We start from the raw sequence: 21,016 nt of genomic DNA, 5'->3' as shown, positions 1-21,016 counted from the left end.
TCCTAATTAATGAGGCGTTTAAGCCCTATTGTGCAGCGAGAAACGCGTCCACCTCTTCGCGAGTTGGGATCGACGTCTGCGCGCCAAAGCGGGTCACAGAAATTGCAGCCGCCGCATGTGCAAACTTAATTGCTGATTCTAAAGGTAAATCCTCTAACAGGCCAGTGACGAATGCCCCATTAAACGTATCCCCTGCTGCGGTGGTATCAGTCGCGTCAACACGGAACCCCGGGATGAGCTCGCCTCTACCATTTTGACTTAACCAAACACCCTTCGCACCGAGAGTGATCATGACAATTTCGATACCTTTGCTATGAAGCACATTCGCCGCTTCTTGCGCGCTGTCATTATCCGTTACCGTTACCCCCGTCAGGACTTCAGCTTCGGTTTCATTTGGTGTAATGACATCAATACAAGCAAGCAGTTCGTCTGACAGTTCACGAGCAGGGGCAGGGTTTAAAATGACGTTAGTTTTTGCATCTTTCGCCACTCGCGCGGCTTTCTCAATGCCGCACATCGGCGTTTCCAATTGCATCAGTAGGTAATCCGCTTGGCGAATGCGATCTAAATCTGGCTCAATCGCTTCTGCTGTCAATTTGGCATTCGCTTCTGCTGAAATACAAATGCTGTTTTCACCACTATCCGACACTTGAATCATCGCAATGCCAGTTGGGCAGTTTGGTTGCATCTTCACACCTGTGATGTCGATGCCGTCCATATTGAAGTTTTCACGAATATTGATGCCGAACGAGTCATCGCCTACACAAGCAATAAAGCCAATATCAGCCTTGAGTCGAGCTGCAGCAACAGCTTGGTTGGCACCTTTGCCACCTGGGATAACTTGATAGTTGCGACCATGTAGCGTTTCGCCAGGGCGAGGGAAAGAAGGCACTTGAAGAACATGGTCAGCGTTTACACTACCTAACACCACTAACTTATTCATACGGTTATCCTCGGTTCTGAATGAACCCTTTTTTTGAAAAACTATTTTGGAAAATACATTAGATGACTTTAACTTCTCTTCCTAACGAAGGAGTCACGATAAAAAGTCAAAGGCATCTATACCCTGCATTTTTAAGTCTCTTTGGTATGTTTGCCCTCTCCTCCTAAACGACAGATATAAACGGAGGAGAGAGCAAAAATTAGGACGCTTTATTGAACGTCAAACTTATTTAGTCACTACTTTTAGTGGTACCGGAATGTATTCTTCTACTTTTTCACCTTTCAAGACTTTGTCAGCCGTTTCAACACCTAAAGCACCGATAAGATCTGGCTGCTGCGCGATGGTTGCTGCTAGTTTGCCACGGTTAACTGCCGCAATGCCGTCTTCCGTGCCATCAAAACCAACGATAACGACGTCTTTGCCAGATGCTTGAACTGCGCGAAGTGCACCTAGCGCCATTTCATCATTCTGTGCGAACACCGCTTGCACATCAGGGTTAGCCGCGAGTAGGTTTTCCATCACGTTTAGGCCTTTAGTACGGTCAAAGTCTGCTGGCTGGCTGGCAAGAAGATCCATATCGCTGCCCTTCACGGCATTCATGAAACCTTCACCACGCTCGCGCGCCGCCGATGTGCCCGCAATACCTTCAAGCTGAATTACTTTTGCTTTTTCGCCAACTTTTTCCATGATGTAGTGGCCTGCCATTTCACCACCGATCACGTTGTCGGACGCGATGTGGCTCACGACTTCACCACGGCTTGCGCCACGGTCTAGTGTCAATACAGGGATCTTAGAACGGTTCGCCATACGAATCGCATTAGACACAGCATCAGAATCCGTTGGGTTGATAAGAATTGCTTTTACGCCGCGAATACTTAAATCCTCGATGTTCGACAGTTCTTTGCTCGGGTCATTTTGCGAGTCCAGTACAATTAAGTCGTACCCCAATTCTTTCGCTTTAGCTTCCGCACCGTCTTTCATCGTTACGAAGAACGGGTTGTTTAGCGTCGAAACCACAATCGCCATCGTATCTTGGGCTTGTGCCGCTACTGATACAGTGGAAGAAAGAAGTGCAGCAGAGATAAGAGTTGCAAGTTTTTTCATCGTTCTAGTCCTTTGTGTAGGGTGAGCCAGCACACGCCCACTGGCTCGGTTTGTATTCAGGATTTAATGGTTATGGATTATTTGTTTTTGTTGTCTACCAGTACTGCGAGCAAGATAACCACTGCTTTGGCAATCATTTGGTAGTAAGAGGAAACGTCTAGTAGGTTAAGAGCGTTGTTTAAGAAACCGATGATCAGCGCACCAATTAGCGTACCCATGATGCGGCCTTTACCGCCCATCAAGCTGGTACCGCCAAGTACAACCGCAGCAATCGCATCTAACTCGTAACCCATACCCGCTGTTGGCTGCGCCGAAGACAGACGAGAAGTCACGATGATGCCTGCAAGCGCTGCCAGCATACCGCAGATGGCGTACACACCAATCTTCACTCGGTCTACATTGATACCAGATAGGCGAGTCGCTGATTCGTTGCCACCTAGTGCATAAACGTAGCGACCAAAGCGAGTGTGGTTAAGTAGGTACCAAGCCGCAGCGAATACAACTACCATCAACCAAACAGGTACTGGAATACCTAGCGCGTAGCCGGTACCAAACCATGCAAACGCATCAGCTGTGTCAGTAAAACCTGTCGAGATTGGACGACCTTCGGTGTACACCATAGTCACACCGCGTAGTAACGTCATGGTAACCAGCGTAGCGATAAAGGCCTGTACTTTGCCCTTCGCAATGATGATGCCGCTAATTGCACCTAACGCTGCACCTGCGACTAAAGCAGTCGGAACCGCCACCAGCACCGGGACTTCAAGCGCAATCATGCTTGCCGCAAAGGCACCACATAGCGCCAGTACGGAACCAACACTCAAGTCGATGCCTGCGGTTAAAATAACCAGTGTCATACCTACCGCGATAATGGCATTCACTGAGGTTTGACGAAGAATGTTGAGAATGTTGTCGACCGTAAAGAAGTTCGGGTTCAAAAATGACACAACAACAATCAAAAAAATCAGTGCTATCAGTGATTTTTGCTCAATCAACCACTCTTTTGTGAACAACTTCTTGTTGCTAGCTTCGGTTGGTTTGCTCATGGTATTAGTACTCATGCTGCTTCCTCATTGATCTTTTTGCCTACGGCACAGGCGAGTAATTTTTCTTGATCGGCGTCTTTCGCATCGAATTCGCCAGTAATACGACCTTCATGCATAACCAGAATGCGGTCACTCATACCGAGCACTTCTGGCATCTCGGAAGACACCAAGATGATGCTCATGCCTTCGGCTTTGAACTTGTTGATGAGTTGATAAATTTCTTTTTTCGCACCGACATCGACGCCACGTGTTGGCTCATCGAGAATCAGAACTTTAGGTTTGGTCATTAACCCTTTCGCGATCGCCACTTTTTGCTGGTTACCGCCGGATAAGTTACCAATGATTTGGTCGCGCGTAGGGGTTTTGATATTAAATAGCTTGATAAAATCTTCCACGGCAATCACTTCGTCGCTATGTTGGATTTGGAAGCCTTTAGTCAACTGGTTGAGAGAACAAAGTGACATGTTCTCCTTAACCGAGAGACCTAACACCAAGCCATCGCCTTTGCGGTCTTCAGAGATATAAGCGATGCCATTTGCTAAGCCATCTTGTGGGCTAACCGGGTTAATGGTTTTGTTATCGAGGTTGATAACACCATGTTCACTTGGCAACGCGCCGTAAATCACTTTCATCAGTTCGGTGCGGCCAGCCCCCATCAAACCAGAAATACCCAAAATCTCACCGCGTTTCAGCGTGAAGCTCACATCGTGAACGCCAGATCCGGTCAGGCCAATCACTTCAAGGCAAGTTTCGCCATGTTGTACATCAATACGTGGGTATTGCTCTTCTAACTTACGACCAACCATCATTTCGATCAGGCCGTCTTCATCAGTGTCGGACACCTTGCACTCACCGATAAATTTACCGTCACGAAGCACCGTAATATCGTCACAGATTTCAAAGATTTCTTTAAGACGGTGTGAGATGTAAACGATGCCGCAGCCCTGCTCTCGAAGCTCGTTGATCACTTTAAATAGTGACTCCGTCTCGGTATCAGTCAGCGCGTCAGTTGGCTCATCCATAATGATGACTTTCGATTCAAACGAAAGCGCTTTCGCGATCTCCACCATTTGCTGTTCACCTAGGCTCAAATCACCAAGCAACGTTTTCGATGAGTGCTTTACGTTAAGGCGTTGAAGCAACTTATCTGCTTCTTCATACATCTTGCCCCACTGAATACGCCCCATCGTGCCGGTAAATTCACGACCTAGATAGATGTTTTCAGCAATCGTTAGTTCAGGGATCAAGTTCAATTCTTGGTGAATGATGCTGATGCCCGCTTCCTGTGAGTCACGCGGACCTTTAAACGCGGCAGGTTGGCCTTGATATTGGATGCTACCCGCATCCATGTGATAGATGCCAGTCAGCACCTTCATCAATGTTGACTTGCCTGCTCCATTTTCTCCCATGAGCGCCATGACACGGCCTGGGTAAACATTCAGGCTCGCTTTGTCCAGTGCTTTTACGCCCGGGAACGCTTTCTCAATGTCGCTCAGTTGTAGAATGGCTTGAGTCATAATCTGTCCTCAATATCTCTGGCTTAAAAAACCACGCCCGCTTGAAAGATAACGTTCGCGTATGGCGAGCATTCGCCAGTTCGAACGACAGCGCGGCTTTGTGCCGTGCGTGCTTTAAATGCTTCATGTGACACGTAGCTGATCTCGATAGATTTACCCGTTTCTTCGCTCTCTTTGCTCAGTTCGTTAAGCAATGCTTGATGTAAAACAGGGCTTACATCAGAAAACTCTTCCGCAATAATGACCCCTTCGATTTGCGACTCAGATAGAATCACGCGAACAGTATCAAGAAAACTTGGTACGCCATGCGTTAGCGCCAAATCAATTCGCTGTACATGCTCAGGGATTGGCAGGCCAGCGTCGCATATCGTGATCTCATCGGTGTGGCCTAGCGTCGCCACCAAGTAAGAAATATCTGAGTTAATTAGGGTACTTTTTTTCATCTCATCGACCTTTCGGTTACACGTTCATACAACCATGAGCGCCTGTTTTAAAGTGTTTTCGTTATTAACAGAAAACTCATCGAAACGTTTCGATGAAATAATAATTCGTTGTGGTAATTTGACCAGAGTGAGATTGATAAGGTGTGAGAATGATCCGTAATTAACGGGTCATCGAATAGTAAAAAGGTACATGAGTCACACTTTACCATCGAAACGTTTCGATGACTAGTTTAATCGACACTTGAAGTGAGGTTTTTAAAGACAGTTGAAAAAGAGGTACGTCCCATTACTGAGAAACACTCTAGTTAATGAGATGGAAACCTTACACATCATCACAGTTCTTGGATGGTTGTCTGATTTTGGAGAACGCTCACCTTACAATCTGGTTACAATTTGCAAAACACATCATCCGTTCAGTACCTTATATGGTATGCGACGTTTGTAGGGACACAAACGGAAACTAAAAGCCATAATGAAGTTAAGCAATCGAGTCATCTTGCTTGTCGCGCCAGTGATCTTATTAAGCGCGCTGGTATCAAGTTATATTATTTACAGCATTCAAAAAGTAACGCTCATCAAGCGAGAAGACAGCTATATCCAATTACAAATGGAAAAGCTCGCAGGGCAGTTCCGACAAGCCAACATATTCCTCAATAGTTATGCATACACATTAAGCAAAAGTGATGTATTGCAAGACTACTTGGTGAATCATAGCAATCCGTATCGTGAACGCGTGTTATTTAACCGACTCGATGAAACCGCAGATGTGTTAAGCCATGGCTATACAGGCGATGCAAGCATGGCGATTCTTGACGGGAAACAAAACCTTCTTTATTACACAGAAAATAAATACTACGAATCATCAGGTGTAGTCGACCCTAAGGTATTGGATTACATCTCGCGAAGCTTTAGTACGAGAGAAGCGTTTAACCATACTGGCTTTATTTACAATTCCAGCGGACAAAGTATTCTTCTGCAATACGAACTCATCGACAAACGAACAGGGACACAACCTCTAAGTTTTGATCCGCAAAATGTCTTTTTCGTGGTGGTATCGGTATCGCTCGAAGCCTTCAATGAGATCAAACACGAAATCGAGTTCGACACGCATAGCGTGATAACTTTTGCCGACAAGCCTATTTATCTCGATATTCCTCTCGCTCAGACGATTGAACTATTGCCACACTTTTATGCGGTACTCTCCCCCGCTGAATATTTGATGTGGAATAAAGTCGATAAAGTGTGGCTAGAACTGGCCCTTTCCTTTGGTGTGGCGGCGTTTTGCACCATCACCTTAATTGTTTTGGTTTTGTATCGTTATGTATTACACCCCGTTTCTCGCCTCGATAAACAGCTACAAGAGCTGGAAACAAATCAATGCGGCAACATTGAAAAGCTAGAAACAAACGATGAAATAGGACGCTTATCCTCACGCTTTTTTGATATGTATGAAGAGCTCAACGTCATATATAAGAAGACAAAACGCCTAGCTGAGACGGATCACCTAACGCAACTCGCTAATCGCCATCGTTTCCATGAACTTGCAACTCGTGAACTCGTCTCCCCTTCGCAGCATTTATGGGTCATTTATGTCGATCTCGATAACTTCAAGTACGTTAATGACAAATACGGGCATGAACTGGGAGACAACTTATTAAAGGTGTTTTCATCACACATCAAAAATGTCTGTCAAAAATTCTCGCACGACTACGATAGTCCCTGTTTTGCAGCAAGATTGTCTGGTGACGAATTTGCTATTTTATTGAGCTCAAATCAGGATGCACAACGCCTACCTGACTTGCTGGCCTCAGAGTTGCTAAAACCGATTGGCAATCTCAGTCCATCTTGGAGTAATTCATTCCCCGTGACTGCAAGCGTAGGTATCGCTCAGTACCCTCAAGACGGTACAGACGTCGCGAAATTACTCTCCAGTGCCGATGCGGCAATGTATCAAGCCAAACGAGCCGGGAAAAACCAGTACGCTTATTACTCAGCAGCTCTCAATGTTGAGTCTCAAAGACGCAGTCAGCTTGAGCGAGCGCTCAGAAAAAGCAACGTGGAAGAAGAGTTCCATCTCGTTTTTCAACCCTATATGAATAATCGGGACAACGAGATTGAAGGACTAGAGGTATTATTGCGCTGGGAAGCGGAAGGCATTGGTCCCGTGCCTCCGAAAGAGTTTATCCCAATCGCGGAACAGGCGGGCTTATTTGATAAAATTGATCGCTGGGTTTTCGCCAACGCTACAGCGGAATATCACCAATTAAGAAATATTTTTGGCAAAGACATTGTCCTTTCGATCAACCTCTCTTCAGCAGAGCTTAACTCCATCGAAATGGCGAATTATATTCATGACCAAGCAAGCAAAAACGGTGTGAAACCAGAATGTATTGAATTAGAAATAACAGAAACCTTTGCCGCAGAACAACAAGGTACAGCATTACTTGATGAGCTGTCGAAGCGTGGCTATCGTCTCGCCATTGATGACTTTGGCTCTGGCTATACATCGCTGACTCAACTTGTTCAATATCCAGTTCAAAAGATCAAGTTTGACCGAGAGTTCCTCGTTACATTGATGAAAACCAACAACGGTCATGTGATCAAACCCATCATCGATCTATGCCACGCTCAAAATAAAACGGTCACCGCAGAAGGTATTGAGCACAATGTTATGCATGAATGGTTATCGGCCTACCGCTGTGACTATATGCAAGGCTATTTATTTGGTAAGCCAATGAGTAAGGAACAACTGAATTTGTGGTGGCAATCCGCAAATGACGATAGCCGCTTCGATGGTTCCATAGTTGGTTCAATTACTGTTCAAGGGACATCTTATTAAAGATTAAGTACAGAAGCCATGTATGTGGCTGCTGTACTTATATAATATAGAAACAAGACTTTACCCTTAGTTTCAATAATATAAGCAACCACATAAGTTCGTACGTTAATTTTTGGTATTATTATTTTTCGATGAAACCTCACAGTTATTTAAATATTTAATCAAAACGATAGAATTACTTTTTGGTAAGTTTAGTTCAGATTTTATGTATTTAATTGAAAACATGAGGAAATAAGTAAAAGCTGACAAACTTTACTTTTGTACTGCTGATCACCGACTTAAATGATTCGTGTAGAAGCTCATTTGTCGGCTCCACTTAGACTTAGCTTTATCACTTGTGAACAGGAAATGCCCTTCTTCTCGGTATTTCTCTACCTTTCTTATCCATCTTGTTGTTTACCCACTCACTTAAAATGCACTAACACACATAACGAGTTGACGTTACGATTTGTTACGAGTCAAATCACAAATCTAAACGCAGGCTGAATAGACGTACAAAAGACAAACACATTGAAATAAAAAGAGTTTCTAATCTAGAAAAAATAAAACATCGTTTTTATAAATTCGCCATCTCACAAATATCCTTAAACACAGTTTTATTAATTACGCATATCAGATATTATTTATGCCGAAGTTTATCGAAACAATCGATTAACTTCATAATTTATTTGAGTTTCAAACAGTTAGTTTTTAACTTGAAAACTTATCGTTAACCCAATATTAAGTACCTAAGCGTACAATAAGAAACATTGGGAATAGAATTATATTGATGTGCATGTTGTTTTAACGAATGCATGAAGCAATCGGTAAATTTGTAACACCATAGAGTTTTATTTAGCCAAGATGAAAAAGTTAATTTTATTATTTATATGGACATTTCTGTCTGCCTCTCCTTTTGCCTTTGCAAAACAAGCAGATAACGAAGTCAAAAGTCACATACCACAGAATAAAATTGAACAAGTGTTCAAACAAGCAAAGTTAGATGGCGTAGTAGACTTTAAATTGTTTCGTGACGCTTACATCGCGTACCAAAAAACACCTGATAGAAAGAAATCAGTACTAACCATCATCGACTATAGTAAACCATCGACTGAAAAACGCTTTTATGTGGTTGATTTAGATAAAAAGAAGCTTATCTACAATACTTATGTTTCTCACGGTGTGAACAGTGGAAAGAAAACAGCGACGCAGTTTTCAAACGTGGTGAACTCGCGTAAAACATCGCTGGGTACGTTTTTGACTGACACCACCTACTACGGATCAAATGGTTATTCACTTCGATTAGATGGTCTAAGCTCAGGGTTGAACGATAAAGCTCGCGAGCGTTATATCGTTGTGCACGGTGCCGACTATGCTAACCCTTCTTTTATCAAGAAGAATGGTTACCTTGGGCGCAGTTGGGGTTGCCCCGCACTGCCAAAGAAGTTGTCTCGTGAGATCATTGACACCATAAAAGGCGGCAGTGTTATTTACGCAAGCGCATAACACGGGTGCAAATCATGTGGGGAAGAATGCTCTATTTCTTCCCCAACAAATAATCGGATTGACTCAAGCTTCCAGGCCTCATGACTCTCTTTCTTTACCTATTTTTCGAGTTTTCGCTTGCTTCAACGCTAAAATTATTTAGGTATTAGCTTATACCTAAATAACATCAGAAAACTCTGTTCATCCCTCTTCCATCTCGTTAGTATACGCTGAGTTGGTCAGACACCGATTTTCATTGTTATCATAGTGTCACTAAGATTCCGTAGTCATAGTGATAGTCTATGACGTTATATGTTTAGGGTTACTTCTTGCGTTATCTACACCGTATATTATTGATGCTTTCATTGTCCCTATTTTCAGGGTTCATCGCTGCCTCATATGCGCATACGTATCACCACACTAAACATTACACCTCTGAACGCTTGCTTAAACTCGCGCAACAAGACGATTTTGAACTAGCACACAGCGAATTCCATACATTTGCCTCTCCAAGTTCTTGGGGCTCAGAAGGTTATTATCTGCACATAAAGCGCGAGTTGTTAGCGCTGGTTTCCTGCCGCCGAACATCCGCCACTGATGGTGTTTTATCATCAGATTTTACTCCTGATTATTTTTTACTTGTTGCTTTCTCTTCCCCACCACTATTGGAATTGGCAAAACAAGCATCTCGCTTACCTCTTGATGGTTATGGCGGGCTGATGAGTAAACGCTCTCTCTATCGACTCTCAGGAAGAAAAGAAGCCAATTTGATGTACGTCTTTACTCATGGTCGCAACGCCTTCCCTGTTGTTTAACTTTTTATGACATACAGAGAACACGGAAATGTAACGATGACAACCAATACGCTCATTGTTACTAGAACCAATTTGAGGTCCATATAATGACAAAATTCGCTACGACTATCGCACTCGCATTACTATTTACAACGGGCTCTGCCTTCGCTAACACAGAAGCAAAGCCAGAAGAAATGAGCAATGAGACTCTGCTAGAGTGTGCCAACGTTTCTAATGCACGTATTGCGGTTCCTGAACACAGAGCGATGTTCAGACACTACCTAATGTCTGAAAGAAACTATAGTTTCAGCCAGTTATCTTCTGCTGAGCTTGAATTTAAAGCAGCAGATAAGAATGAATCCGAAGTAGAAAATATCTACAAGTCTCAATGTAAAGAGGTTGGCGAGTATCTATATAGCATTGGCTATTAAATTCGAAACCCTAACGACACTCAAAAAGAAAGGCGCATACATTGCGCCTTTCTTTTTACTGATAAAAACCAGCCGATTAGATGTCTAATCTGTATACAAGCTTAAAAGTGCAAATCAAAGTAAACTTACTGGGAAAACTCTGACACATCCTTGGATTTACAGAACGTTCGACGTGCTTTAACAAACAAGAAACTAAGCACCCCAATCACGAGAGTAATTATTGGGGCCGCCATTAATAGCATTGTGATCGTTCTGCTCATATTCTCTGGTAACAAGGGAAGCAATAAACCAAAACCGCATAATATCAGCGTCCATAAAATCGCACTCAGCCATGCAAAGTAATGGAATTTACTAATACCTTTCACTCGCAACCCCATCATTAATGGCAATAGGGAACGAACAACCGGAATAAACCGCGCACAAAAAAGCGCAATCAATCCATGTTTACTGAGTAATACGTCGACCTGTTCCAAACGCTTTTGAGGAACCGCGCTCACCCAACCTTGAACCTTAGGTAAGCGATTTAGCCACTTGCCTTGTAAGTAAGCCGCCCAACTTCCCAATCCCGCACTAACAGCTATCACCAACATAATCATAATGGGATCAAGGACGCCAACCGCCGCCAGCGTACCGGATAATACGACGACACTGTCGCATGGGAATGGCGCAGCAGGAATAAAACCACTTTCCAAAAAGATAAGCGCAGCAACAACAAAATAAACCAATCCTGCACCGCCTGGCGCCATTAACGCCGTGAAATCTTGATGCCAAAAGGCACTCAAGACCTGAATTATCGAATCAAACATAAACCGCTCCTAAGCATAACTAACCAAAAATTGTAAAAACATGGAATGTGTTAGCGAGCATGTATAAAGCGGTATATGAGATTCGATTCTTTCCTCGCACCGATTCTGTATTTAGAATGAGTAAAAATACTTTCAACACAACGACCTAAAGCTTCATTGCCGATGCGTTTTAGCGGCCCCATCGAGTGAAATGCCGAACGATGTGTCCGCCATACTACAGCAAGCGTTTCAAAGCATTCGAGCTCTACATCGTCGTTCGAGCTCGTTTCCTTAGAATGGCTAACCCTCAATATATTCCGGCTGTTTAAACTCGGATAGTCTTGTTGTATTGGAGAGACAGGGTGTTCTGAAAAGTGCTTCGACTTAGCGTCAACAGCAATATTCTGGTTATGAAAGGAAAGAAAATTTGGGTATGAGTGCGCCAGACTCATGCTCGGAGCCAACAAGCAGAAAAGTAGTCCGAGTAAAGCAATCAGAGTCGTACGCACAAAGGTAACCAAAACCAAAATAATAAGTTCTTTTAACCCTGTGCGTAACGATTGGCAATTAGTATTCTTAATCGTTAAGAATACTAATTATTTTTCACCGTAAGGGTAGTTTTCAAACATTTTCGCAATTTCTTCTTCAATCAGAGACTCTCTTTTCTCAGAACTCATAGACTCAGATAGTTTCCTGCTTGAAACACCTTTCCACACAACCTGATTAGCCTTTGCATCAACAAGCTCTACCACCAGTTTGCCATACTTACGTTCTTTGTATCGTTCCGGGCTTGAAGTGATCACGCCAAAGCTATTCCAACCATAACCGAAACTCACCGAAGACCCAGAAGAGACAAGCTCGGACTCTTCGACGATATCATGATGAACGTAAAGGTCCCCACCACTATTCACTTTAATTAGGCCCTTGTCTTCAAGCTGTTCAGCCAATCCTTGTTCAATACGTCGACCATCAATACTCGTAGGGGTTTCTGCTTGGGCACCGAAATCAAACGTTCTGTAAGCTGAAAAATCGGCTTGCTTATCAACATCCGTCGTTACGGTTGTACAAGCAGACACGAGCATCATCACCGCCCCTAATATCAAACCTTTCCACATGTTAAATCTCCTTTGGTTAAGCTGACTGTTTCAGCGGAATTACGCTAGTGCTATACATACGCTTCAGCAGTAAAAAGTAATCATTTCAATATCTAGTCTTGACCATGAAACCTGACTGTTCAATAAACGCGATTAACCTTTACACTGACAATCTTGAATATCATCAATGCCTAAACGCTAGTAGACAGTGTGTTTGCCCTTAATTAGCAGCCATCGATTTTAGAAGCGGAATCGCTGACCCTCCTGAAAAACAGAGACAATGGACACTTTAACACCAAGACGCTACTTTTTTAGGCATCTGACAAACAATTGATGAGAAAAGACTTTTCTTTTTCGTTCAGTGTGGCATATTAACTGAGTCCTATTGATGCGCGGGCATCGTATAATGGCTATTACCTCAGCCTTCCAAGCTGATGATGCGGGTTCGATTCCCGCTGCCCGCTCCAATCTCTTTTATCTCAATCTACTCAAAAGAATCCGATGGCGGAGCAAATAGACAGCGCCAACGTTGTTTCCACGTTAAATTTGGTCGTGTTACGTCATAAAACATATCTTTCCATTCTGCAAACGTCACACGAATGGGATTAAAGCTGTTTACAGGTTTAGAAATTCCATACCTAACGGTTTCCACTTCTGGTTCAAACGTTCCAAACATCCGATCCCAGATAATCAACACTCCCGCGTAATTTTTGTCGATGTACTGACGGTTTATACCATGATGAACACGATGATGAGATGGCGTATTAAATACCCACTCTAGCGGTCCAAGCGAGCGAATTGATTGAGTATGAACAAAAAACTGTAAGCCCAGATTAAACAGCACAACGAAGACGACCCACTTGGGATCAAAGCCAATAATCACCAAAGGCAACCAGAAAATCCACATTCCCGCTAACGGATACATCAAGCTTTGACGAAACGCGGTGCTGAAATTCATTCTCTCCGAGCTGTGATGGACCACGTGCGCAGCCCACATCCAACGAATACGGTGGCTAGCTCGATGAAACCAGTAATAGAAAAAGTCTTGCAGAACGACAAGTAGCAAAAACGCTGAAACGCTCATTTCGATATCAAACAATCGCCAATCAAACCACCACAAATATAACTGAGCAATCAGTAAACCCGTGAGTATGTCTGTCGCTTGGTGTAAGCCTGCAAGTACAAAATTACATACAACTTCCGGAATATAATACGTCGCGCTTTCAGGCAAACCTCCCCTTCGTTGTCCAAACCAGTACTCTGCAACCATACATAAAAAGAAAACTGGCGCCAAAATCATCAGAAGTAATTCAGGGCGTTCCATCAACTGTGTCCAATCCATTGTGTTTCTACCATTTTGCATAGTGATCTTCAGTAAGACCTATGACTTCTTCTAACTGATGTTTGATACCATTCCCATCAACGATGTAGCCAGAGAAATAGCCGATATATTGACGAAAATTGCTTTTGAGAAACCAAAAGTTTTTCTTTTCTGAACGTCGGTTTAAAGGCGTGAACACTAGGTCAATCCGTTTATCTTCCGACGTGATATGCCATCTTTGTCCTTCATCATTTCGTGAAAATTGAAAATGAACAGACTGTAAAAAATGCCGTTCACCATTAATCCAGAATACATTTTCACAGCAGCCCGTTTCATTGACGCCTGCAGCTAAGTTCAGCCCCAATCGTCTGCCGCTTTCAAAGCAATTAATACTCGTCCAGCGCCAGCTTGTCTCCCGTCGCATGTACCCAGCGGAAAAGTCATAACCAGCAGCCACTTCTGAGAGTTCTTGTTCCTTTCCTAATATGAATAAGTTGCCATCTACCGTTAACGCATTATGCTTCTGCGTATAAGTCCAACCCGCATAACCGGTTGGTGTACACAACATTAATGGCAAACTCATACTTTCTGGACGTAAGTAGAGATCAGCATTGACAGATTTCGTCACAAAGTGGACGTGCCAAATACCATTCTGAATAGAAAACTGAATACTTTTGTCAGCAAGATGGGCATGACTAGACCAACTGGAAGGCTGAGTTTGATAATCAATATTAAAAGGCTTTAACCACTGCTGCTCCACTAACTCATTATTTTGAATGTCAAACAGATAGCAAAAACCAGATGCTAAATACCTAATATCCGCAATCGCAACCCCAATCACGTAGTTAGGTGTGACCAAATTAACGAACTGAAACTGCTTATAGTCACAGTAACGGCGCCACTTAGACGCTGGCTTATCCATCTCATCAAGGTAAGTAAACTTATCTAACTGTAAAGATGTGGGAATCCCATCAAGATGGCCAAACACTGGTAGACCGTTTTGCTGCATAAACGAGTCCAGAGTCTTAAGCTCATGCATATTTTTATCTTTTTCGAGTCAACACGCTCAAATGTTAACACCGAGTTAACAAAAACAGTTTGCGTGACAGCACAACAATATCGACTAATTTGGCTTCTGCTCGCTATATGTGAAACCGATCACTCAACTATCCACTCATATCACTCACTTAATCTTCCTCATCAATACGAACAGAAGTTGGAAATTGAGCGTTCTCATCCGCAGGAAAGACCATTATAGCCATTGAGAATTGGTCAAAATCACTATTTAATGGGAATAAATTCATATAAACTGATTGCTTATTCATATCAAGGAAGAGATCTATGTCACACATACACGATACTATTGTTGCGTTGCAACACAGTAGCCCGGCTCAAAAAGAGTTTTACCAAGCCGTAGAAGAAGTATTAACTTCTCTCGCTCCAGTCATAGAAAGCAATAATAAATATAAAGAACAAGCGATTATCCAAAGAATCGTAGAACCAGAACGTCAAATCATGTTTCGAGTTCCTTGGGTCGATGACGCAGGGAATGTGCAAGTAAACAAAGGCTACCGCGTCGAGTTTAACTCCGCGTTAGGTCCATACAAAGGCGGACTGAGGTTCCATCATTCAGTGAACGCGAGCATCATAAAGTTCCTCGGCTTTGAACAGATTTTTAAAAACGCGCTTACTGGCCTTCCAATTGGTGGCGGAAAAGGCGGTTCAAACTTCGATCCTAAAGGAAAATCTGACGGTGAAATCATGCGATTTTGCCAATCATTTATGAACGAGTTATACCGCCACATTGGCCCTGCTACCGATGTTCCTGCTGGCGATATCGGCGTCGGTGCGCGTGAAATTGGTTATATGTTTGGTCAATATAAGCGATTGACGGGCCGCTACGAAGGAGTACTTACAGGCAAGAGCCTTCTTTGGGGGGGCTCACTTGTTAGAAAAGAAGCAACGGGATACGGAACCGTATATTTTGCGGAATGCATGCTCAATGACCGTAATGATTCACTAAAAGGCAAAACTTGCCTCGTTTCAGGCGCAGGTAACGTCGCTATCTATGCAATTGAAAAGCTATACCACATGGGAGCAACCCCAGTAACATGCAGCGATTCTAGAGGCACGATTTATCATGAGCACGGTATTGATCTGCAGCTCCTCAAGCAACTTAAAGAAGTGAAAAGAGCAAGTTTAGAAGAGTATTTAGACACTTACCCTGAAGCAGAGTATACGCCGTTGGGTGACTATCCTAATAAAGGGCATGCTGTATGGCGATATCAAGCTGACGCCGCATTCCCTTGCGCGACCCAAAACGAACTGACGTCAAACGATGCTCTTGCTCTTATCGATAATGGGTGTGTTTTGATTAGTGAAGGCGCAAACATGCCAACCACTCGTGATGCGGCCAATATCATCGTGGATTCCGAAATGGCTTATGGGCCAGCGAAAGCAGCCAATGCAGGCGGCGTTGCAACCAGTCAGCTTGAAATGGCACAAAATGCCAGCATGCAAAACTGGACCTTTGAGCAAGTCGATAGCCAGTTGCAGACCATCATGAAAAACATCTTTATTAACGCAAACGAAACCAGTCGAGAGTTTGGTCAGCCTGGTAATTTAGTTTTAGGCGCAAACATTGCCGGCTTTAGAAGAGTCGCTGATGCGATGATCGAGCAAGGCATCGTTTAGTTCACAATAGCCAGCAGCCGGACTGCTGGCTTAACACTATTCGGTGATACACTGCGCTTTAACACAGAGTTTCATTTAATCCGCAATAAGCGTCGTCACTTCAGTTTTAACCGAATTGGCGATAAAACAATTCTCATGAGCCATGTGGTGCATTTTTTCTAATTGAGATCGTGTCGGTTGTTCATCACCAGCAAATGTTATCTTAGGGTTTAGTGTTACCTTAGACACCCATTCTTTTCCATTTTCACCTTTTGTCAGCTCTCCTACTGCTTCATCTAGGTAGCGATCGACAACGTAACGTCGTTTCGCCGCAATAGAGAGAAAAACAAGCATGTGACAACTGGAAAGTGCCGCAACAAATGCTTCCTCCGGGTCAACGTTTTCTTCGACAGATAGCGGCAACGGCACTACGTGTGGAGATGGTGACGCAGGGACTTGCAACCCGCCATCAAACTTCCAAATGTGCGCCCGACTATACTGGTTATCACTGAATATTTCGTCAGCTTCGCGATGCCATTCGATTAAAGCGGAATGCTTACTCATTCTAACTCCCTGATTTTCTCATTGACGAATCAACACATCCATTCACGTCATAGTAAACCATAACGAAACAAGGTAAGGAACGTATGAACTCAGAGAGGTTACAAAATTTGTTGAGGATCGACGTTTTTTTTCTGTATGTCATCCAGAAGTCGATTAGCCTGATGGATGTTGACTTGTAATCGGTTGATTAGCATCTGTAACCGCTCAATTTCAGGAGTTTGCTTCGCTTTGAGCGTGTTTTCTAGCGCCTCCGTTTGTCCAGCTAAAATCGGCAAACCAAGGTTCAATGCCATACCTTTTGTTTTATGCAACGTGTCTTCTAGAGACGCGAAATCTTCAGCCATAAAATAATCAATAAGTTCATCAACCGATGATTCAAAATCGACAATAATACTTTTTAGTAGCTCATCTATCGCTTCCGGCGCTTCTTGCAAAGAAATGAGCATCTCTGAACTGGATAACTCTTCTTCTGTCAGCCGTAACTTCTCTATTGGCTTGCGCTGCAACTGGAGAACGTTGTTGTCATTCGTTAATGGTAAATTCTCTTTTGGTTCGAGCCTCGCAGCAAACTGTTTAAGAGCGTCCGAAAAGCTCTCTTGCTGTAGCGGTTTTGTAAGCACATGATCCGCTCCGGCTTCAATAAAGCTATCATGCGCCTCACGAAAGACATCTGCCGTATACGCAAAGAGTAATGTTTTGATACCTAACTCTTGTCGAATCACACGCGTCGCTTCAACACCATTCATCTCAGGCATGTGATTGTCCATTAGAATCAGGTCATATTCGTTATCTCTCGCCTTTTTAACCGCCACCAATCCGTTTTCAGCAACATCCACTTCATGTCCCAACTTTTCGCAAAACCCTTTCGCCACAATGGCGTTCACTCGGTTATCTTCAGCAAGCAATATCTGCAAATTGTGTGTTTTCTTGCGCGTTTTTGGTGGCTCTTGTGCCTTTGGAAGTTCGCATTCAACCCAAGGAATGGGCAGTTCGACGATGAATTGACTTCCGACGCCCTCCACACTTTTCAATTTAATCTTGCCATCCATCAAGCCAGTTAATTTTTTAACTATTGCCAAACCAAGCCCTGTGCCTCCAAATTTTCGGGTAGTTGAAGAATCGGCTTGCTCAAACGAGTTGAAAACATGTTCTTGCTTGTCTAGCGCGATACCAATACCAGTATCACTCACAATCATCACCAAGCAATGATTTACCTTATCAAGTTCTGTTCTGATTAACACATGCCCCTCACTGGTAAACTTCACCGCGTTGCCAGCAAGATTAAACAAGATCTGTCGTAAACGTGCGCAGTCTCCGGTAAGTTCAACGTATTCAGGCACTTCATTTTCCACGATCAATTCGATATTTTTTTCATCGATGAGCGGTTTTATTGCGCTACACACAGGAGAAATGACTTGGTCTAAATTGAACTTAGCCTGCTCAAATTCCAGTTTGTTTTCTTCAACTTTGGAGAAATCCAAAATATCGTTGAGAATCGTCATCAAGTGTTGGCCAGAATCAAGAATGACTTTCACGTACTCTTTAGTCGTCGGCTCTTTGGTTTCCTCTGCAATCATTTGAGAAAGACCTAATACACCATTCATCGGCGTTCTTAATTCGTGACTCATTGCGGCGAGAAAACTTGATTTGGCTTTTGCCGCTCGCTCGGCTTTATTTCGCGCCTCCTCGATTTCGAGGTTCAATTGTTTCAAGTTGTACATTCGATATTGCGATTGATACAAGAATGCACTGACTAACAACATCACGGCAATAAAAACAAACAACCAAGTGAAACGCGCTTCACTTTGGGCAATATTGAGCAGCCGATGCTCCGCATCCTCGATAAAAACAAAGTATCCATGATCAAGCAGTTCATTCGTGAGTAGTTCTATCCTTTTATCGCTCGCTTGAAGCCGATCTAAGAAATTGGCTTCACTTTCACTCTCAACTACGTTTTGTGTCAAAAGCAGTTGGTTGAGAAACTCAAAATAGTGATGCCCACTCAACGTCTTTCCGGTATCGGTAGAAATATCTTGCTGATATAAGTTGAATAGCATTAATAACGCGTATTGATTCTCCACCTGTACGCCAATCAACATATCAAGCTTCAGAGTTGTATCAAGCACACGGTTTTTAAACAGGTTGAGCGTATCCTCAACTTTTTTATGATTGGGCGTCACAGGGAACCAAACTGACTCCCTTGATGAATTTAGCAAGTTCTCAGCTGCGACTTCTATATCCACTAAAGATGTCGTCAGTTCATAATTCTTCCTATCTTCAACCGCATATCGATTCACTATAACATCGCGCTCTTCAATCAACTTGTGCCCAATATCCGTCAACTCCGCGTGGAATTCTTGTGCACTTTTTGAATTCACATGTGACATGTACGCCAATACACAACACGTCAGCATGGCAATAAAAAAGCAGATATTAACCAGTTTGAATTTACTCATTTTCCAACACCTCTAAAATCACGGGTCTGGGTGCGGTCAAGGACTGTAAGAACGCTTCAATATCAGCGACACTTTCATCGCTCATCGTAATACCGAGCTGCGTTTTCGCCATAATCTGTATCGCCTCGGATAACTGGTCAACTCGTCCGTTATGAAAATAAGGACTTGTTAGGGCGACATTACGTAAACTGGCGACTCTAAAATAGAATTGTTCTTCACTTTCCGTCGTAATCAGGTGCCGTCCCGAGTCCTCTACTACTGGCTTATCTTTGAAATAGGCGAACCTTTGTATCATCGATCCGCCAATGTTTTTGCCCTGATGACACTGTACGCAACCTGAAGACTGAAATGTTTTCCACCCCCTAATTTGCTGCTCACTGAGGACATGGGTGTAACCCAGTAAGTAGGCATCGAATGGTGCACCTGGAGTTTGGAGCCCTTCGACAAACTCCACAATGGCGGACTTAATATTGTTAATATTAATCGGTAGCTCACCATCACGACTAAATAGTGCTTGATAACGTTCGCTTCCTTTCACGTACTGCTCTATTGTTTGCCAGTTTGAGTCCATTTCTATTGGATTGTGGATTGGCCCATCAATCTGAGCCATTAAGGTGTTTTCGGTACCATCCCATAAAAAACGATAATTTAACGCTGCATTAAACACTGTGATGGAGTTTCGAGTTCCATCACCTTTCACCCCTGTAGAAACTGGTGTATTTTCAGCGCCATTGGTTTGCAAGTTGTGGCACGTCGCACAACTGACGCTACCGTTTGAAGATAGCTGAGGATCACGAAAGAGATGCCAGCCAATTCTCGCCAGCTTAATATCTACGACAGGGTCACCTTCTATCGGCTGAACTAACGAAATATCACCTAGCACCTTAGCATTTCTTGCGATTGTTGCTTGGCTCAAAATGAGTGCCACAACAACTAATGTGATTATGCTGAATTGCCTCATCAACTGCATACCTTACACTTGCCATTAGTATGAAGTTAGTTGCATTTTTAGGTTTTTTCCATTAATGGAAAACGGTTACCAGAGCTGCACGTGGAGGGACTTTTATTTAAAGCTCAGATAAGGAGCAAATGACGAAGGCGAGTAACGAAGAATTGACTCGCTTCGTGGAGTTATGTGTGCATATTGAATTCTAGATTTAGCTTATAGAAGCCAGCAACCTTTGAACCCAAGTAATCTCACCATAGGAGGTGAGATCGAAGATAGTAAAGAAAATGGCACAGATAATGGCCAGTTTGACCAAGCGTTGAACAATAAACATCATAATTACCCATCATTTTTTCGCAGTTTACTATTACAAAAGAAGTTTAGATACAGAAGAAAAGCACTAGTTACACTAATAGACTGTTTTATAAAAAGATTTATACCTTTACTAGCTGCACGATTAAACCGTAATTTGAATGCGCGGTACGTTATTGAGCATTTTAATTGCAAACACGAAAATCTAGTAATTAGAGCAAACGTTTCACTTACCATATCAGCTCAGCAAATCCTTCATTTTATCTCTATAATTTGAATCTATA

General features: G+C 43.1%; 17 protein-coding genes and 1 tRNA gene. 6 read left to right on the top strand and 12 right to left on the bottom strand.

Translation table 11 applies throughout. From position 1 onward, the window contains the following. Nucleotides 1-25 precede the first annotated feature (25 nt). The 5 genes from rbsK to rbsD all read right to left on the bottom strand — a co-directional run bounded on the left by rbsK (nt 26) and on the right by rbsD (nt 5,053). A complete protein-coding gene (gene rbsK / locus L3V27_RS02555) occupies nt 26-943 on the bottom strand; it encodes a ribokinase (protein WP_005397162.1) in 918 nt (305 codons plus the stop codon). Between the two features lie 225 nt (nt 944-1,168). Further along, entirely contained in the window at nt 1,169-2,047 is an 879-nt protein-coding gene (rbsB, locus tag L3V27_RS02550; protein WP_005397160.1) for a ribose ABC transporter substrate-binding protein RbsB, read from the bottom strand. 77 nt (nt 2,048-2,124) lie between these two features. Further along, a complete protein-coding gene (gene rbsC / locus L3V27_RS02545) occupies nt 2,125-3,108 on the bottom strand; it encodes a ribose ABC transporter permease (protein WP_006741011.1) in 984 nt (327 codons plus the stop codon). Beyond that, the gene (gene rbsA, locus L3V27_RS02540; protein ID WP_161442518.1) at nt 3,105-4,610 is read right to left on the bottom strand and encodes a ribose ABC transporter ATP-binding protein RbsA; all 1,506 of its coding nucleotides are present in this window, start codon (nt 4,608-4,610) and stop codon (nt 3,105-3,107) included. The genes rbsC and rbsA overlap by 4 nt, the downstream gene beginning before the upstream one ends. 23 nt (nt 4,611-4,633) lie before the next feature. Beyond that, nucleotides 4,634-5,053 (bottom strand): D-ribose pyranase, encoded by a 420-nt coding sequence (rbsD, locus tag L3V27_RS02535; RefSeq protein ID WP_005397153.1) that lies wholly within the window; start codon nt 5,051-5,053, stop codon nt 4,634-4,636. A 472-nt stretch (nt 5,054-5,525) separates the two neighbouring features. Between rbsD and L3V27_RS02530 the strand changes: the two genes are divergently transcribed. The 4 genes from L3V27_RS02530 to L3V27_RS02515 all read left to right on the top strand — a co-directional run bounded on the left by L3V27_RS02530 (nt 5,526) and on the right by L3V27_RS02515 (nt 10,581). After that, entirely contained in the window at nt 5,526-7,892 is a 2,367-nt protein-coding gene (locus L3V27_RS02530) for an EAL domain-containing protein (protein WP_237310943.1), read from the top strand. Between the two features lie 843 nt (nt 7,893-8,735). Beyond that, on the top strand, nt 8,736-9,377 hold the full coding sequence (locus L3V27_RS02525; protein WP_237310942.1) for a murein L,D-transpeptidase catalytic domain family protein: 642 nt from the start codon (nt 8,736-8,738) through the stop codon (nt 9,375-9,377). 335 nt (nt 9,378-9,712) lie between these two features. Then, a complete protein-coding gene (locus L3V27_RS02520; protein WP_005397143.1) occupies nt 9,713-10,171 on the top strand; it encodes a hypothetical protein in 459 nt (152 codons plus the stop codon). Nucleotides 10,172-10,257: 86 nt separating this feature from the next. Further along, nucleotides 10,258-10,581, top strand: a complete 324-nt coding sequence (locus L3V27_RS02515) for a hypothetical protein (RefSeq protein ID WP_237310941.1) — start codon at nt 10,258-10,260, stop codon at nt 10,579-10,581. A 125-nt stretch (nt 10,582-10,706) separates the two neighbouring features. Here the strand turns inward: L3V27_RS02515 and L3V27_RS02510 are convergent, their stop codons facing one another. Together L3V27_RS02510 and L3V27_RS02505 are read right to left on the bottom strand one after the other, a co-directional pair. Further along, a complete protein-coding gene (locus L3V27_RS02510; protein WP_237310940.1) occupies nt 10,707-11,387 on the bottom strand; it encodes a DedA family protein in 681 nt (226 codons plus the stop codon). 575 nt (nt 11,388-11,962) lie between these two features. Beyond that, on the bottom strand, nt 11,963-12,481 hold the full coding sequence (locus tag L3V27_RS02505) for a DUF4136 domain-containing protein (RefSeq protein ID WP_074190566.1): 519 nt from the start codon (nt 12,479-12,481) through the stop codon (nt 11,963-11,965). 371 nt (nt 12,482-12,852) lie between these two features. Here L3V27_RS02505 and L3V27_RS02500 point away from each other — a divergent pair. Next, nucleotides 12,853-12,927, top strand: a tRNA-Gly gene (locus L3V27_RS02500). Nucleotides 12,928-12,944: 17 nt separating this feature from the next. Here the strand turns inward: L3V27_RS02500 and L3V27_RS02495 are convergent. Both L3V27_RS02495 and L3V27_RS02490 read right to left on the bottom strand, forming a co-directional pair. Then, on the bottom strand, nt 12,945-13,802 hold the full coding sequence (locus L3V27_RS02495; RefSeq protein WP_237310939.1) for a sterol desaturase family protein: 858 nt from the start codon (nt 13,800-13,802) through the stop codon (nt 12,945-12,947). A gap of 7 nt (nt 13,803-13,809) precedes the next feature. Further along, nucleotides 13,810-14,820 (bottom strand): DUF2804 domain-containing protein, encoded by a 1,011-nt coding sequence (locus L3V27_RS02490; protein ID WP_237310937.1) that lies wholly within the window; start codon nt 14,818-14,820, stop codon nt 13,810-13,812. Nucleotides 14,821-15,122: 302 nt separating this feature from the next. On the opposite strand from L3V27_RS02490, the gene gdhA reads away from it, so the two are divergent. Next, nucleotides 15,123-16,475, top strand: coding sequence for an NADP-specific glutamate dehydrogenase (gene gdhA / locus L3V27_RS02485; protein WP_237310936.1), 1,353 nt, complete (start codon nt 15,123-15,125; stop codon nt 16,473-16,475). A 75-nt stretch (nt 16,476-16,550) separates the two neighbouring features. Here the strand turns inward: gdhA and L3V27_RS02480 are convergent, their stop codons facing one another. The 3 genes from L3V27_RS02480 to L3V27_RS02470 all read right to left on the bottom strand — a co-directional run bounded on the left by L3V27_RS02480 (nt 16,551) and on the right by L3V27_RS02470 (nt 20,435). Next, the gene (locus L3V27_RS02480; protein ID WP_237310934.1) at nt 16,551-17,018 is read right to left on the bottom strand and encodes an OsmC family protein; all 468 of its coding nucleotides are present in this window, start codon (nt 17,016-17,018) and stop codon (nt 16,551-16,553) included. Nucleotides 17,019-17,116: 98 nt separating this feature from the next. Further along, nucleotides 17,117-19,474, bottom strand: coding sequence for an ATP-binding protein (locus L3V27_RS02475; RefSeq protein ID WP_237310933.1), 2,358 nt, complete (start codon nt 19,472-19,474; stop codon nt 17,117-17,119). Beyond that, entirely contained in the window at nt 19,467-20,435 is a 969-nt protein-coding gene (locus L3V27_RS02470; RefSeq protein ID WP_237310931.1) for a cytochrome c peroxidase, read from the bottom strand. The genes L3V27_RS02475 and L3V27_RS02470 overlap by 8 nt, the downstream gene beginning before the upstream one ends. Nucleotides 20,436-21,016 lie beyond the last annotated feature (581 nt).

Source organism: Vibrio sp. J2-3(2022) (assembly GCF_021725735.1).
GTDB lineage: Bacteria > Pseudomonadota > Gammaproteobacteria > Enterobacterales > Vibrionaceae > Vibrio > Vibrio diabolicus.
This window is presented reverse-complemented; position numbering and strand designations above follow the sequence as displayed.